17 protein-coding genes and 1 pseudogene are annotated in these 13800 nt (G+C 62.7%); 11 read left to right on the top strand and 7 right to left on the bottom strand.

The features are described 5' to 3' along the window. The 8 genes and pseudogenes from AC1DWF_RS24680 to AC1DWF_RS24645 all read left to right on the top strand — a co-directional run. A pseudogene (locus tag AC1DWF_RS24680) lies at positions 1-124 on the top strand (outer membrane protein assembly factor BamD); the annotation flags it as partial. Positions 125-134: 10 nt separating this feature from the next. Further along, positions 135-1811 carry a DNA repair protein RecN gene (gene recN, locus AC1DWF_RS24675; RefSeq protein WP_476788494.1) on the top strand — a complete coding sequence of 559 codons (1677 nt, stop codon included), beginning with the start codon at positions 135-137 and terminating at the stop codon, positions 1809-1811. A 63-nt stretch (positions 1812-1874) separates the two neighbouring features. Beyond that, a complete protein-coding gene (locus AC1DWF_RS24670; protein ID WP_476788493.1) occupies positions 1875-2165 on the top strand; it encodes a type II toxin-antitoxin system RelE/ParE family toxin in 291 nt (96 codons plus the stop codon). A gap of 9 nt (positions 2166-2174) precedes the next feature. After that, entirely contained in the window at positions 2175-2492 is a 318-nt protein-coding gene (locus AC1DWF_RS24665; protein WP_476788492.1) for a HigA family addiction module antitoxin, read from the top strand. A gap of 131 nt (positions 2493-2623) precedes the next feature. Then, the gene (gene ligA, locus AC1DWF_RS24660; RefSeq protein WP_476786576.1) at positions 2624-4777 is read left to right on the top strand and encodes an NAD-dependent DNA ligase LigA; all 2154 of its coding nucleotides are present in this window, start codon (positions 2624-2626) and stop codon (positions 4775-4777) included. An 8-nt stretch (positions 4778-4785) separates the two neighbouring features. After that, a complete protein-coding gene (locus tag AC1DWF_RS24655) occupies positions 4786-5376 on the top strand; it encodes a 3'-5' exonuclease (RefSeq protein ID WP_476842149.1) in 591 nt (196 codons plus the stop codon). Between the two features lie 189 nt (positions 5377-5565). After that, the gene (locus tag AC1DWF_RS24650) at positions 5566-6294 is read left to right on the top strand and encodes an AzlC family ABC transporter permease (protein ID WP_476788490.1); all 729 of its coding nucleotides are present in this window, start codon (positions 5566-5568) and stop codon (positions 6292-6294) included. Further along, complete coding sequence (locus AC1DWF_RS24645; protein WP_476784732.1) at positions 6291-6587, top strand: AzlD family protein; 297 nt, start codon at positions 6291-6293, stop codon at positions 6585-6587. The genes AC1DWF_RS24650 and AC1DWF_RS24645 overlap by 4 nt, the downstream gene beginning before the upstream one ends. Positions 6588-6633: 46 nt before the next feature. Here the strand turns inward: AC1DWF_RS24645 and AC1DWF_RS24640 are convergent, their stop codons facing one another. The 4 genes from AC1DWF_RS24640 to AC1DWF_RS24625 all read right to left on the bottom strand — a co-directional run bounded on the left by AC1DWF_RS24640 (position 6634) and on the right by AC1DWF_RS24625 (position 10258). Continuing rightward, complete coding sequence (locus AC1DWF_RS24640) at positions 6634-8463, bottom strand: aminopeptidase P family protein (RefSeq protein ID WP_476788489.1); 1830 nt, start codon at positions 8461-8463, stop codon at positions 6634-6636. 81 nt (positions 8464-8544) lie between these two features. After that, positions 8545-9417, bottom strand: a complete 873-nt coding sequence (locus AC1DWF_RS24635) for a 50S ribosomal protein L11 methyltransferase (protein ID WP_476784734.1) — start codon at positions 9415-9417, stop codon at positions 8545-8547. Between the two features lie 20 nt (positions 9418-9437). After that, positions 9438-10016: an SCO family protein gene (locus tag AC1DWF_RS24630; protein WP_476788488.1), complete on the bottom strand. Its 579-nt coding sequence runs from the start codon at positions 10014-10016 to the stop codon at positions 9438-9440. A 38-nt stretch (positions 10017-10054) separates the two neighbouring features. Further along, entirely contained in the window at positions 10055-10258 is a 204-nt protein-coding gene (locus AC1DWF_RS24625; RefSeq protein ID WP_476784736.1) for a hypothetical protein, read from the bottom strand. Positions 10259-10378: 120 nt separating this feature from the next. Here AC1DWF_RS24625 and AC1DWF_RS24620 point away from each other — a divergent pair, with 120 nt between their 5' ends. Beyond that, entirely contained in the window at positions 10379-10867 is a 489-nt protein-coding gene (locus AC1DWF_RS24620; RefSeq protein ID WP_476784737.1) for a CreA family protein, read from the top strand. 42 nt (positions 10868-10909) lie between these two features. Further along, the gene (locus tag AC1DWF_RS24615; RefSeq protein ID WP_476784738.1) at positions 10910-11563 is read left to right on the top strand and encodes a DapH/DapD/GlmU-related protein; all 654 of its coding nucleotides are present in this window, start codon (positions 10910-10912) and stop codon (positions 11561-11563) included. 150 nt (positions 11564-11713) lie between these two features. Here AC1DWF_RS24615 and AC1DWF_RS24610 read toward each other — a convergent pair whose 3' ends face one another. Together AC1DWF_RS24610 and AC1DWF_RS24605 are read right to left on the bottom strand one after the other, a co-directional pair. Continuing rightward, positions 11714-12142 (bottom strand): hypothetical protein, encoded by a 429-nt coding sequence (locus AC1DWF_RS24610; protein ID WP_476784739.1) that lies wholly within the window; start codon positions 12140-12142, stop codon positions 11714-11716. A gap of 13 nt (positions 12143-12155) precedes the next feature. Beyond that, on the bottom strand, positions 12156-12842 hold the full coding sequence (locus AC1DWF_RS24605; RefSeq protein ID WP_476784740.1) for a hypothetical protein: 687 nt from the start codon (positions 12840-12842) through the stop codon (positions 12156-12158). A gap of 84 nt (positions 12843-12926) precedes the next feature. Between AC1DWF_RS24605 and AC1DWF_RS24600 the strand changes: the two genes are divergently transcribed. Beyond that, entirely contained in the window at positions 12927-13049 is a 123-nt protein-coding gene (locus AC1DWF_RS24600; RefSeq protein ID WP_476784741.1) for a hypothetical protein, read from the top strand. A 133-nt stretch (positions 13050-13182) separates the two neighbouring features. Here the strand turns inward: AC1DWF_RS24600 and AC1DWF_RS24595 are convergent. Beyond that, the coding region (locus tag AC1DWF_RS24595) for an integrase core domain-containing protein (protein ID WP_476842148.1) at positions 13183-13800 on the bottom strand (618 nt) is incomplete at its 5' end.

Below are 13800 nucleotides of genomic sequence, written 5' to 3'. Positions count from 1 at the left end.
GAATTATCCTGACAGCCAGTGGTACAAGGATTCGTACAAGCTGCTGCAGTCCGGCGGACTTGAGCCTCGCGAAAATGCCGGCTCCTGGATTTCCAAGGCCGGAAAGATGTTCTCCGGCGCCTGATCAACATTAGATGCTCTCACGCCTTTCGATCCGCGATATCGTCCTGATCGAACGGCTGGACATCGATTTCACGCCGGGCCTTTCGGTGCTTACCGGTGAAACCGGTGCCGGCAAATCCATCCTTCTCGACGCATTGTCGCTCGCGCTCGGCGCGCGCGGCGATGCTTCGCTTGTCCGCCATGGTGCTGCCCAGGGCCAGGTGACTGCCGTATTCGACGTGCCGCGCAACCATCCGGCGCGCACGCTGCTCGCCGACAATGCCATCGACGACGACGGTGATATAATCCTGCGTCGTGTGCAGACGGCTGATGGGCGCACTCGCGTCTTCGTCAACGACCAGCCATCCAGCGTCACGCTGATGCGCGAGGTCGGCCGCGCGCTGGTCGAAATCCACGGTCAGCACGACGACCGCGCGCTGGTCGATGGCGGTGCACATCGCGAGGTGCTTGATTCGTTCGGCGGCCATGTCGGCGAGGCGAAGGCTGTCGCCGAGGCCTGGAAGGTGTGGCGCGCAGCCGAGCAGGAGCTGTCACGCCATCGCGCCCGGGTCGACGCTGCCGCTCGCGAGGCCGAATATCTTCGCGCCGCGGTGACTGAACTCACCAAGCTCGATCCGCAGCCAGGCGAGGAAAGTGAACTTGCAGAACTGCGCGCTGGGATGATGCGCGTCGAAAAGATCGCTTCCGAAATCCAGGATGCCCAGGACGTGCTGTCCGGCTCGTCGTCGCCGCTGCCGCAGCTGGCGAGCCTGCTCAGGCGGTTGCAGCGCAAATCTGCAGAAGTGCCCGGCCTGCTCGACGAGGTGGTGAAGTCGCTCGACGAGGCGATGATCTCGCTCGATGCGGCACAGTCCGGCGTCGATGCGGCACTGCGTGCCACCGAATACGATCCGCAGCGGCTCGAAAAAGCTGAAGAACGGCTCTTTGCGTTGCGCGCCGCCTCACGCAAGCACAATGTCGTCGTCGACAATCTGGCGCAGCTGCGCGACACGATGGTCGCCGACCTTGCCGATCTCGACGCTGGCGAGGGGCGGCTGCAAACGCTGGAGCAGCAGGCCCGCGCAACGCGCGAGGCCTACGATCGTATTGCGTCCAGCCTGTCCGAGCTGCGCAAGACGGCTGCCGAGGGCCTGAGCAAGACTGTCATGGCTGAATTGCCGGCGCTCAAGCTCGAGCGGGCAGAGTTCATCGTTGAAATCGCAAGCGAAGCCGACAATCGCATGCTCGAAGGCATCGATCAGGTCGAGTTCTGGGTGCGCACCAATCCGGGCACGCGGCCGGGTCCGATGATGAAGGTGGCGTCCGGTGGCGAGCTGTCGCGCTTCCTGCTGGCGCTGAAAGTCGCGCTGGCCGACCGTGGCTCGGCACCGACGCTGGTCTTCGACGAGATCGACACAGGTGTCGGCGGTGCTGTCGCTGACGCGATCGGCCAGAGGCTGGCGCGCCTTGCCAATCGCGTCCAGGTGCTGTCGGTCACGCACGCGCCGCAGGTCGCTGCGCGTGCTGCGACACACTTCCTGATTTCCAAGTCCGGCAACACCGACCGTGTCGCTACCGGTATCCACGAGATGGATCCGCCGGCGCGCCAGGAGGAGATCGCCCGCATGCTTTCCGGTGCGTCCATCACCGATGAGGCGCGCGCTGCTGCTGAACGTCTGCTGCGCGAGAACACGGCTGCTGCTTTCTGAGAACCTACGTAAAGTGTAGCGTGTCGCTTTACAATGCATCCTGACTGACCTATCTTCCGACGGATGAAAATCCGCAGCGTGAAGCACAAAGGCTTGCGCCGACTTTTCGAAAACGACGATGCGAGCGGGCTTCCGGCGCGGTTCGTCGATAAAATCCGTAATATCCTCGCCTTTCTGCAGGACATGGAACACGAAGAAGAGCTGCGCTCGGTTCCGAGCTGGAAGGCTCATCAGCTTGCCGGAGAGCGCAAGGGTACCTGGAGCCTGTTCGTCACGCGGAACTGGCGCCTGACCTTTTTCATCGACAAGGCGGAAGTCGAGATCGTCGACCTCGACTACGAGGATTACCACTAGGAGGTGGCCATGACCGAAACGCAGGGTTTCAGGCTGAAAAGCCCGCCTCATCCGGGCGGCTTCGTTCGCACCGAGATCATCGAGCCTATGGAGTTGTCGGTGACGGCTGCGGCGGGGGCGCTTGGTGTGACCCGCGCGGCGCTGTCGGCCTTCATCAACGGGCGTTCGTCGTTGTCGCCGGAGATGGGGCTGCGTATCGAGAAGGCGTTCGGCGTCAGTATGGAAACGCTGATGCGGATGCAAAACAGCTACGATATTGCGCAGGCTCGCAAGCGCGAAGGCGAGATCAAGATAGCGCGCTATGAGCCGAAGCCGCCGCATCAGTGATTTATCGCGGCCAGGCTGGATGTCAGGAGCCTGTGCGATCCTGCTGATTTGCGTGGGCTTTCGGTAAAAGCCGCTCCCTTGCAAATGCTTCCTGATTTATGGTGGCGCCGCAATTTGGCCGGAGCCGCAGCATGTCCGAAAAATCAGTCGATTCGCTCAGCGAGGCAGAAGCCATAGCCGAGCTTGCGCGGCTGGCCGAAGAAATCGCCGGCCATGACCTGCGCTATCATGCAGAGGATGCGCCGACGATCTCGGATGCCGACTATGACGCGTTGCGCCGGCGCAACCTCGCCCTCGAACAACGTTTCCCACAGCTGGTGCGCGAGGATTCGCCGTCGAAGTCGGTCGGTGCCGCCGTCTCGGAAAAGTTCGGCAAGGTCACTCATGTCGTGCCGATGCTGTCGCTCGACAACGCCTTTGCAGATGAGGATGTCAGCGAATTCGTCGGGCGCATCAGGCGCTTCCTCAGGCTCGGCGCGGACGAGCCGGTGGTGATATCAGCCGAACCCAAGATCGATGGGCTGTCTCTGTCGATTCGCTACGAGAACGGGCGGCTGGTGACGGCGGCGACGCGCGGCGACGGCCAGGTCGGCGAAAATGTCACCGCCAATGCGCGCACCATTGCCGACATTCCGAACGTGCTGAAGGGCGATTTCCCCGATGTGCTCGAAGTGCGCGGTGAGGTCTATATGAGCCACGCTGACTTCGCCGAGCTCAATCGCCGCAACGAAGAAGCGGGCAAGCCGATCTTCGCCAATCCGCGCAATGCTGCCGCCGGATCGCTGCGCCAGCTCGATACGGCGATCACCGCCAGCCGGCCGCTGCGCTTCTTCGCCTATGCCTGGGGTGAGGTCAGCGAGATGCCCGCTGACACTCAGATGGGCATGGTTGCGGCCTTGGGGCGTTACGGCTTCAAGACCAACCCGCTGATGAAGGTGTTCGACAGCGTCGAAGGGCTTTTGTCGCAATACCGGATGATCGAGGCCAATCGCGCGACGCTCGGCTACGACATCGACGGCGTCGTCTACAAGGTCGATCGCCTTGATCTGCAGCAACGGCTCGGCTTTGTCTCGCGCTCTCCACGCTGGGCGATTGCCCACAAATTCCCGGCAGAGAAGGCAACGACTGTTCTCACCGGCATCGACATTCAGGTCGGCCGTACCGGCTCGCTGACGCCGGTGGCGCGGCTGCAGCCGGTGACGGTGGGCGGGGTGGTGGTGACCAACGCCACGCTGCACAACGAGGACTACATCAAGGGCATCGGCAATAGTGGCCAGCCGATTCGCGAGGGCCGCGATATCCGCGTTGGCGACACCGTCATCGTGCAGCGGGCAGGGGACGTCATTCCGCAGATACTGGACGTGGTGCTGGAAAAGCGCCCTAGGGATGCTCAGCCTTACGCGTTTCCGACACGCTGCCCGGCTTGCGACAGCCATGCCGTGCGCGAGGAAGGCGAGGTGGTGCGCCGCTGCACTGGCGGCCTGATCTGCCCGGCGCAAGCGGTCGAGCGGCTTCGCCATTTCGTCTCGCGCAACGCCTTCGACATCGAGGGCCTGGGCGAAAAGCAGATCGAGTTCTTCTTCCAGTCGCAAGACCCAGCCCTCCATATCGGTTCACCCGCCGACATCTTCACGCTGAAGCGGCGGCAAGAGGGCTCGCTCACCAAGCTCGAGAACATCGACGGCTTTGGTGCCACCTCGGCGCGAAAGCTGTTTGCCGCCATCGATGACCGGCGGCAGGTCGAGTGCTCGCGCTTCCTGTTTGCGCTCGGTATCCGCCATATCGGTGAAACCAACGCCAAGCGGCTCGCCCGCCACTACATCAGCTTCGACGCATTCCGCGCCGCCGGCAGCGCTGCCGTGATGCCTGAGGGCAAGGGCGACAAGGGCAATGCCGCCTGGCAGGAACTGACCGGTGTCAACGGCATTGGCACGATCGTTGCCGAGGCGGTGGTCGAGTTCTTCGCCGAGGAGCACAACAGGCAGGTGCTCGACGCGCTTCTGGCGGAGGTTACGCCACTTGATGAAGAGCGCATCGGCGATGTGTCCTCGCCGGTGTCGGGCAAGACCGTCGTCTTCACCGGCTCGCTCGAAAAGATGTCGCGCGACGAGGCCAAGGCCATGGCCGAAAAACTCGGCGCCAAGGTTGCAGGCTCGGTGTCGAAGAAGACCGATCTCGTGGTGGCGGGGCCTGGTGCCGGCTCCAAGCTCAAGCTTGCCAGTGAACTCGGCATCGAGGTGATCGACGAGGACGGCTGGTTCGCTCTGGTCAAGCAGGCGGGCTGACTGAATTCATGCGTGCAATTGCCATCGACTTTGAAACTGCCAACGAGCAGCGCAGCAGCCCATGTTCCGTCGGCCTGGCCTGGATAGAGGACGGCGCCGTCGTCCGCGTCGAGGAGCGGCTGATCCGCCCAAAGGACATGCGCTTTTCCCGCTTCAACATCGCCGTCCACGGAATACGTCCCGGGGATGTCGAGGACGCGGCCGAATTTCCCGAGGTCATGGCGGAATTCGAGGACGATCTCGGCGATGCGCTGGTGATTGCCCACAACGCCGCCTTCGATATGAGTGTTATCAGGGCGACATATGCGCTTTACGGGATCGCCTGTCCCGATATCGACTATGCCTGCACCCTCAAGATGGCGCGGAAGGTGTGGCAGAATCTGGKGTCGCATCGCCTCAACGAGGTGTCGCGCCACATCAATTTCTCCTTCACGCACCACAACGCGGCCGAGGACGCACATGCCTGCGGCGAGGTTGCACTGGCCATAGCGCGGCACTTCGACGTGTCGGCAATGCGCGATCTGCCGATCAGGCTCGATATGACACCAGGCCGAATCCACGCCGGCGGCTATTCGCCCTGCTCGATGAAGCGCGGCTGATCATCCGTTCGGGGCCATTGATCTTTGGCTCAACGGAATTGATGTGACTCGCCAAGCCGGCTGACTTATTCAGACCTCCGCGCAGACTACCGAGCGTCGGTCCCGCTGCTCGGTGGGTTCTTTCGACCTGCGCATCGTGCATCCAACCATCAAAGATCGATTCTCGGGCCGGTGCGCCACGGAGGCCAAATGTCTGATCGTCGAGGTGAATTCTGGCAAGGGGTGCGCTTGAGCGTGCCGGTGGTGGTCGCATCCGCGCCTTTCGCGATCCTGTTTGGCGCGCTGGCCATCGACAATGGTTTCTCGGTCGCTGAGGCCACGCTGATGAGCGCGACCATCTATGGCGGCGCCAGCCAGCTCGTCGGTATCGAGCTGTTTGGCCAGCACGTCGCGCCCTGGCTCGTCGTCTTGTCGATTTTCGCGGTCAATTTCCGCCACGTGCTTTATTCGGCAGCGGTCGGCAAACGCATCAATCACTGGCCGCTGCTGAAACAGGCGGTCGGCTATTTCTTCCTGGTTGATCCGCAATATGCCGAGGCCGAGCGCAAGGGCGAGGGCGGCGAAGAGGTTACCTTCGCCTGGTACATGGGCATGGCGCTGCCGATCTATGTGTTCTGGGTCGCCGAGAGCGCGCTGGGCGCGTTGTTCGGGCGGCTGATCCCCAATCCGCACGCCATCGGCCTCGACTTCTTGCTGCCGATCTATTTCCTCGGGCTAGTCATGAGCTTTCGCAAGCGCCCGCGCTGGCTGCCGATCGTAGTCGCCAGCGCCGTCGCCTCGATGATCGCCTACAAGACCGTGGGCTCGCCCTGGCATGTCTCGATCGGCGCGCTGGCGGGCGTGCTGTTTGCAGCGGCAATGCCGGTGCGAGTCGATGATGCGGTCAATGACGAAGAGACCGTGGAGGTGGTGTCATGAGCACGACGCTGTGGATCATCATCGCCGGCGCAATTGCGACCTATCTGACCCGTATCGGCGGGCATCTGGTCATCTCGCGCTTCGAGCGCATCCATCCGCGCGTCGAGGCTGGGCTCAATGCCGTGCCCGCGGCGGTTTTGACCACGCTTGTGGCGCCTGCTGCACTGTCGGCTGGGCCGGCTGAATTGGCGGCCCTTGCCGTGGCTGCCCTCGTGTCGCTGCGCGGTGGCTTGATGACGATGTTCCTCGCCGGTGCCGCCGTTCTGATTGCTCTCAGGCATTTCATCGGCTGAGCAATGCCCGCCGCCCCAAGGCGACGGGCTATCTCTTACAAGACGATCAGGCGATCACTGTCGTTGCCTTTTCCAACCACGCTAGCGTCTCACCGTCGAGCATCGGACCGATCTCGGCCAGCACGCGTGCATGATAGGCATTGAGCCAATCGAGCTCCTCGCGGGTCAAAAGGTCGGTGCGGAGCAGGCGCTGGTCGAAGGGCGCCAGCGTTAGCGTCTCGAAACCGTGCATGGCGATGTCGCCGTCCGGCAGCGCTGCTGTGGGTGTCACCAGGATCAGGTTTTCAAGCCGGATGCCGTAATGGCCTTCCTTGTAATAGCCGGGCTCGTTGGACAGGATCATGCCGGCCAGCAGCTTCTCCATGCCGGTCTTGGCGATGCGCTGCGGACCCTCATGCACCGCGAGATAGGAGCCGACGCCATGGCCTGTGCCGTGGGCATAGTCGAGGCCATGCTTCCACAAGGCAATGCGTGCCAGCGCGTCGATGTCGGCGCCGCGTGTGCCGGCCGGGAACCGTGCCGCCGAAATGGCGATCATGCCCTTGAGCACCAGCGTGAAGCGCTCGCGCATCTCCTCGGTAGGTGTGCCGACAGGCACTGTTCGGGTGATGTCGGTGGTGCCGTCCTGATATTGCGCGCCCGAATCAAGCAGGAACAGCTCGCCGTCGCCGAGCACGCGGCTGGTCGCGCGTGACACACGATAATGCATGATCGCGCCATTGGGACCGGCACCCGAGATGGTGTCGAAGGAGACGTCGCGCAGCGGCATCTGGGTTTCTTCGCCGGTTGTCCGCCGGCATTGTTCCAGCTTGGTGACGACAGCGATCTCGTCGATCTTGCCGGCTTTCTGCCGGTCGAGCCAGCACAGCAGCTTTGCGACGGCCGCGCCATCGCGGCGGTGGGCGGCGCGGGAGCCGGCGATTTCGGCGCTGTTTTTTGTGGCGCGCGGCAAGCGTGCCGGATCGGGCGCGGAAACAACGGTGCCGCCATTGTCTTCGATCAGCGCGCGCAGCCTTTCGGCGGCGAGAACCGGATCGAGTGCGATCTTGGCACCTGATTTGGCGAGTGTCGCGACCGCCGCCTCAAGCTCGGCAGGCGCCTTGATGTCGGCGAGCTGGGTGAGGTAGGCCGCCTCGGTGCGGCCGAGCTTGCGCTTGTCGAGGAACAGGGCATGCGAGCCGTCGGCAGCCAGAATGGCAAAACCGAGCGCCAGCGGCGTATGCGGTACGTCGCCGCCACGGATGTTGAAGCTCCAGGCGAGCGACGACGGGTCGGTCAGGATCGCGTGCGTCGCGCCATCGTTTTCGATTGCCGAAGCAAGCCGCTTGAGCTTGTCCTTGGCAAGTTCGCCGGCAAAGGCCTCGGGGTGGATTTCGACTGGTGCCAATGGCGCGTCGGGCTGGTCTGCCCAGATGGCGTCAACGGGGTTTTGGGTGAGGGGCACGAGCACGGCGCCGACTTTTTCGGCCGAGGCGGTGAGCGCCTTGACGTCGCCCATGGTGTGCAGCCACGGGTCGAAGCCAAGCCGCGCACTCTTGGGAAGTGTTTCCTTGATCCAGCTTGCCGGCGGGTTGTCGATCAGGCTTTCGACGGTGAAGATGTCGAGATCGACCTCGTCGCGCACCTGAAGCGTGTAGCGCCCGTCGACGAAGACGAAAGCGCTCTTGGCGAGAACGATCGCCACGCCCGCCGAACCGCTGAAGCCGGTCAGCCAGCGCAGCCGATTCGAGCGCGGCGCGACATATTCCCCTTGGTGCTCGTCGGCGCGCGGCACGATGAAGCCGTCGAGCCTGTTCTCCAAAAGCCACTGCCTGAGGAGAGCTACGCGGGGCTTGCCCACGGAGGGATCGCCGGCGGAATCGAAGGACTGGAACATGGTGATTTCCCGAAATATGCTTTCGGGAACCGTATCCGGGCGGGCCGATGCTGGCAACGGCTGCAGGCGTGACGCAGCTGATCAGCGCTTGAGGTGAATCGTCACCCAGCCTTCCCGATGGAAGGTTTCTACATGGTGGAATTGCTCTGCAGTGTATGCCTCAAGCACCGCGTCGTGCTGGCGGTCGAGGATACCAGACAGAATCAGCGAGTTGCCCGCCACGACATGCTTGGCCATGTCGGGTGCCATCTGCATCAGCGGCTGCGCCAGGATGTTGGCGACGATCAGATCGAAAGGCCCACGCGCCGCAAAGATCGGATCGTCGAAGCCACCGGCCGTCGCTGTCTCGACATAGGCGCTGACCTCGTTAAGCCGGGCGTTGGCGGCAGCAACTTCCGTCGCGACGGGGTCGATGTCGGTGGCGAGCACCGGGATCTGTGCCAGCTTGGCAATCGCGATGGCGAGCACGGCACTGCCGGTGCCGAGGTCGAGCGCGTTGGCCGGCTTCTCTGATGCCACGACCTTTTCGATCATCTCAAGGCAGCCAGCGGTCGTGCCGTGATGGCCGGTGCCGAAAGCGAGGCCGGCCTCGATCTCGATGGTGATCTGGTCGGGGCGGCGTTCGTCGCGGTCATGGCCGCCATGCACCAAGAAACGCCCGGCCCGGACGGGCTTCAGCCCTTCCAGCGACTTGGCGACCCAGTCGATATCGGGCAGCACCTCACGCTCGATCGGGCCGGTGTGGCCGGCCTCTGCAACGGCCTCGGCCATGCGGCGCGCGATGCCCTCGATCTCTCCGTCGGCATAAAGCGACACTTCGTGGATGTCGCGGTCCTCGTCGATCTCGATCACCGAAATCGGCCAGCCATCTTCCTCGAAGACGGCGTCGAGCGCGGCGAAGATGCGGTTTGCAGCTTCGCGGCCGGTGGTGAAATAGAGCCGTGTCTGGGTCATGTCGGATCCGGGCGAGAGTGTCAGCCTTCGTTCGCGAGCCGCTTGAGCTTGGCGAGCGCTGCCGTGGGGTTTTCCTCATAGGCGATGGTGCCGAAGAAATCACCCTTGGAGTTGAGCAGCAGAACCGATGCGGTGTGGTCCATGGTGTAATCGCCGCCTTCGGTTTCGACCTTCTTGGAGTAGATGCCGAACGACTTGGCCATGGCGTGTACCTTGGCCGGGTCGCCGGTGATGCCCTTGATGCGGTCTGAGACGTTGGTGACGTAGGAATTCATCACCTCCGGCGTGTCGCGCTCGGGGTCAATGGAGACAAAATAGGCACGGATGTTCTTGCCTTGGTCGCCCATCTGCTTGAGCAGGCCGTCGAGCTCGAACAGCGTCGTCGGGCAGACCTCGGGGCAGTGGGTGAAGCCGAAGAAGACGGCACTTGGCTGGCCTTGGAAGGCGGCTTCGGTGATTTCGGCGCCCTTTTCGTCGACGAGCACGAACGGCGCTCCGAAGGCCTGGACGCTGTTCTTGTTACTGTACCAATCGAAGGTCAGCCAGCCGACGCCGGCAGCCATGAGGATCAGAATGCCGGCAAGGATCGTGCGCATCATCGCAAAAAGTTTCCGTGGATCGAGTTCTTAAGCCGCAGTCAGAAGCACCAGGACATGCCGGCTTCAACCAGCGACATGAAGATTCCGGCACCTTTGTCCAGCCAGGAGGCGAAGGCGAGGCCCGTTGCCGCCGCAAACGCCACAAGGCCGAGCGCGATCCACGCGGTCGTTGCGAGCGGAATGGTCGGAGCCGGTTTCATGGTTCCTACATAGCGCGCCCAGCGCTTTGCCAAAAGGGACATGTTGACGCCCTCATTCGTCCACAAAACACCAGTTGGCGAGCACGATGCTTCGCTGCCGCCTTGCATCAGGCGATTGGCTGACCCAAGTGTTGGCGACGACAGGATTTTCAGGAGGTTTTTATGCGGCTTTGCCTTTCAGTCCTCGCTACCACCATCGCGCTGGGTGCCGCTGTGCCCGCCATGGCCCAGCAAGTGGGCGAGGTCGGTGTCGACTGGCTTGGCAACGACATTATCGTCGAGGCGATCAAGGACCCCAAGGTCGAGGGCATCACCTGCCATGTCTCCTATTTCGACCGCGGTGTGATCGACCGCCTGCAGAAGGGCAACTGGTTCGAGAACCCCTCCGACACAGCTCTTTCCTGCCGCCAGACCGGGCCGATCACCATTGGCGCAATCGACCTGAGCCAGGAAGGCGAGGAGGTGTTCAAGCAGGGTATCAGCCTGATCTGGAAGGAGCAGGTGGTGAACCGCATCTACGACAAGCAAAACCAGACGCTCATCTATCTCGCCCATTCGCGCCAGGTGCAGAACGGCTCGGCCAAGATGTCGATGACGACCATTCCTCTCTATGGCCAGGAGGTCGTCTGGTCCAAGGGCAAGCCGCAGTAAAGCCTGCTTGCGAGGGCTGCGCGGCCGGCGTAAATCCGCCTGATGAACACACCAGCCGATCTGCGTTTCAAGGATGACGAGCCGCGCATCCACTCGACCGCCGAACTGAAAGGCTGCCGGCTCGGCCGCCATGTTGCCGTTGGCGAGCGCGTGGTGCTGCGCGAGGTGAATGTCGGCGACTATTCCTATTTCGAGCGCCATGCCGAGGCGATCTACACCACCATCGGCAAATTCTGCTCGATCGCCGCCAACACCCGCATCAACGCGCTTGAACACCCGGTGGAGCGGCTCACCAGCCACAAGGTGACCTATCGGCCCAACGAATATTTCCGCTATCTTGGCGTCGACAGCGGCTTTCGCGAGCGCCGGCGGGCCAAGCCGGTAAATATCGGCCATGATGTGTGGATCGGCCATGGCGCGGTGATCATGCCTGGTGTGACCATCGGCAATGGTGCCGTAGTCGGGGCGAACGCGGTGGTGACGCGCGACGTCGCGCCCTTCGAGATATTTGCCGGCGTGCCAGCCAAGCGGCTGAAGCTGCGCTTTCCCCCAGAGATTGCCGGGCGTATCGAAGCGCTTGCCTGGTGGGACTGGCCGGCGGAACTGCTGTTTGAGGTGATCCCCGACATGCAGAGCTTGCCGATCGAGGCGTTTCTGGACCGCTGGGAAGCGCGGGTGCGCCAGCCTGGTGCATGATCCCGAAAATCGGAATCGATTTTCGAAAAGCACGATGCGTAGGTTCAAAGAGCGTCCTTTGTGCGCGTCCCATTCGGACGCACGGAATTAAAGGACGCGCCCACGCCCAAGCCCTACGTGAGCGCGTCCACAGGCTGCGATGGCCAGGGCTTAGAGCCCGAAATGGCCCCTCAGCGCCGGAACCGCGTCGACCAGACCGCTGACGGCCTGCGGGCCGGCGGCACCTTTGGCTTCCTGCAACAGCGTCTCGCCGGCCTGCTCGATCTGGGTCATGTCAAGACCGAGCGAGCGCAGCTGCGAAATGCCGTTGACCATGGCGCCGGCCTTCTCGCCAAGCGCACCGCCCAAAAGCGAACTCAGCGAACCGACGATGCCGCCATTGCCGCTTGTCGCGGCCATCACGTCGTAATTATGGGCGAGGTCGTCGGCGCCGGCGATCTTGGTGAAGATGCCGGCGCTGGCGACACCGCCGGACTCATGCTCGAGCACCGAAAAGATGGTGCCGACAGCCTTTTCAGCGACCGCGGGGTCGAGCTTCAGCTTGGTCGAGACGGTATTGACGATATCCTGCGCATTCATCGTTCGCTGCTCCTCAGCCCTGGGCTTTCAGCTTGGTGTTGCACTGGCTCCAGAACTGTGGCCAACTGGCACCAGCGGGCAGCTTGCCTGCTGCCTTTTGTCCTTGCCATTCGGTCGAGCATTCATGGATGCGCTGGCGGAAGGCGACCTCACCAGGCGAAAGCGGCTTGCCGTTTGCCGAGGTCGCGGGCACGACCGCCTTGGCCGAAGCGACGCTCGGATCGGGCGGGACGACCGTCGCATCCGACTTGTCGTTCTTGATGCTGGCGCTGCAGCCGGAGAGGAAGGTCGGCCATTTCTGGCCATTCAACGTGCCAGCGGACTTGGCGGCCTGGTATTGCTGGCTGCAAATCTGCTGGGTGGTCTGATGACCGGCGGCGGCGGGGGCCGCCATGGCCGTGGTTTTTGTGGCTGGTTTGGTGGGATTGGCTGGCGCCAACGCGGTGGTCGACTTGGTGGCCGGGGCCGTGGCAGGTGTAGCCGTGTTGTCCATGCTGGCACTGCACTTGGACAGGAATTGCGGCCACTTCTCGCCATTGAGCGTGTTGGCCTTCTTGGCAGCCTGATATTGCAGGCTGCACGCCTTGGTGGTCGATTGCGCAGCCGTCGCGCTGGCTGCGAAGCCAGGTGTGGCAAGCGCCACGAAGGCCACGCCGGTCAACCCGAACGCGCATATCGAAACAAGTCTGGAGAAGCTCATTTCATCCTCCTTGCGGACACAGCTACGCCCCCCCCGAAACGAACCATTCGTCCCGACCAGAAACGAGCACATGGAGGCGTCGGAATGCGCCAGTGGATCGTCGAAGAGCTCGGCGAAGACGCTGCAAGCAAGGCGAACCCAGCAAGGATCAGCTTCGCCTTGATTGTGGCGGCACTGCTGGGGCCGCATTACATGACGAAAATTTAATATTCCGGACAGATTGGCCCGCCGCTGCAAAAGCCCGCCAAATCTCGCCGACAACCAACCGACCGATCACTGATCGTTGACTGGACGATGCGCTGGCGTTGCTTAGCGTGGCAGTTGTGGCGTCTGCGCTAGCCTAGGTGTTTAGTCCCGGCATTTGCTGGAGCGGGTCGCGAGAGAACCGTTGTGGCTGGGAAAGCCATGCCTTGCAGATGAATTCGTAGGGCGTGAGGCCTTTGAGGGTCTTGAGCCTGCGGCCGAAGTTGTAGGCCAAGACGAAGTCGGCAAGGTGCTGGCGGAGTTGGTCGTGGCTCTCATAGTAGAAACGCCTAACGGTCGCCTCCTTAATGGTCCGGTTCATCCTCTCGACCTGGCCGTTGGTCCAYGGGTGCCTTGCCTTGGTCGTGCGGTGTTCGATGTCGTTCGTGGCGCAGGCGTATTCGAAGGCATGGGCGCGGAAGAGTTCGCCGTTTGCGATGGCCTCCTTGATTAGCGGCACGGCCGAACCGCCGGCGCCGGGGGTGGTGGTGAACTGGATGCCGTTGTCGGTGAGCACGGTGTGGATCTTGTAGGGAACCGCCGCGATCAGGCGCAGCAAGAACTCCCGGGAGATGGCGGTGGTGGCCTTCTCGTGCAGTTCGACGAAGGCGAATTTCGAGGTGCGATCGATGGCGACGAACATGTGCAGCTTGCCTTGCTCGGTACGCACCTCGGCGACGTCGAGGTGGAAGTAGCCGATCGGATAGCTCTTGAA

The sequence above is a fragment of the Aminobacter sp. P4_D5 genome, assembly GCF_056401815.1.
Note: the sequence above shows the minus strand (reverse complement) of the source record. Positions and strands in the feature narration are given on the sequence as shown.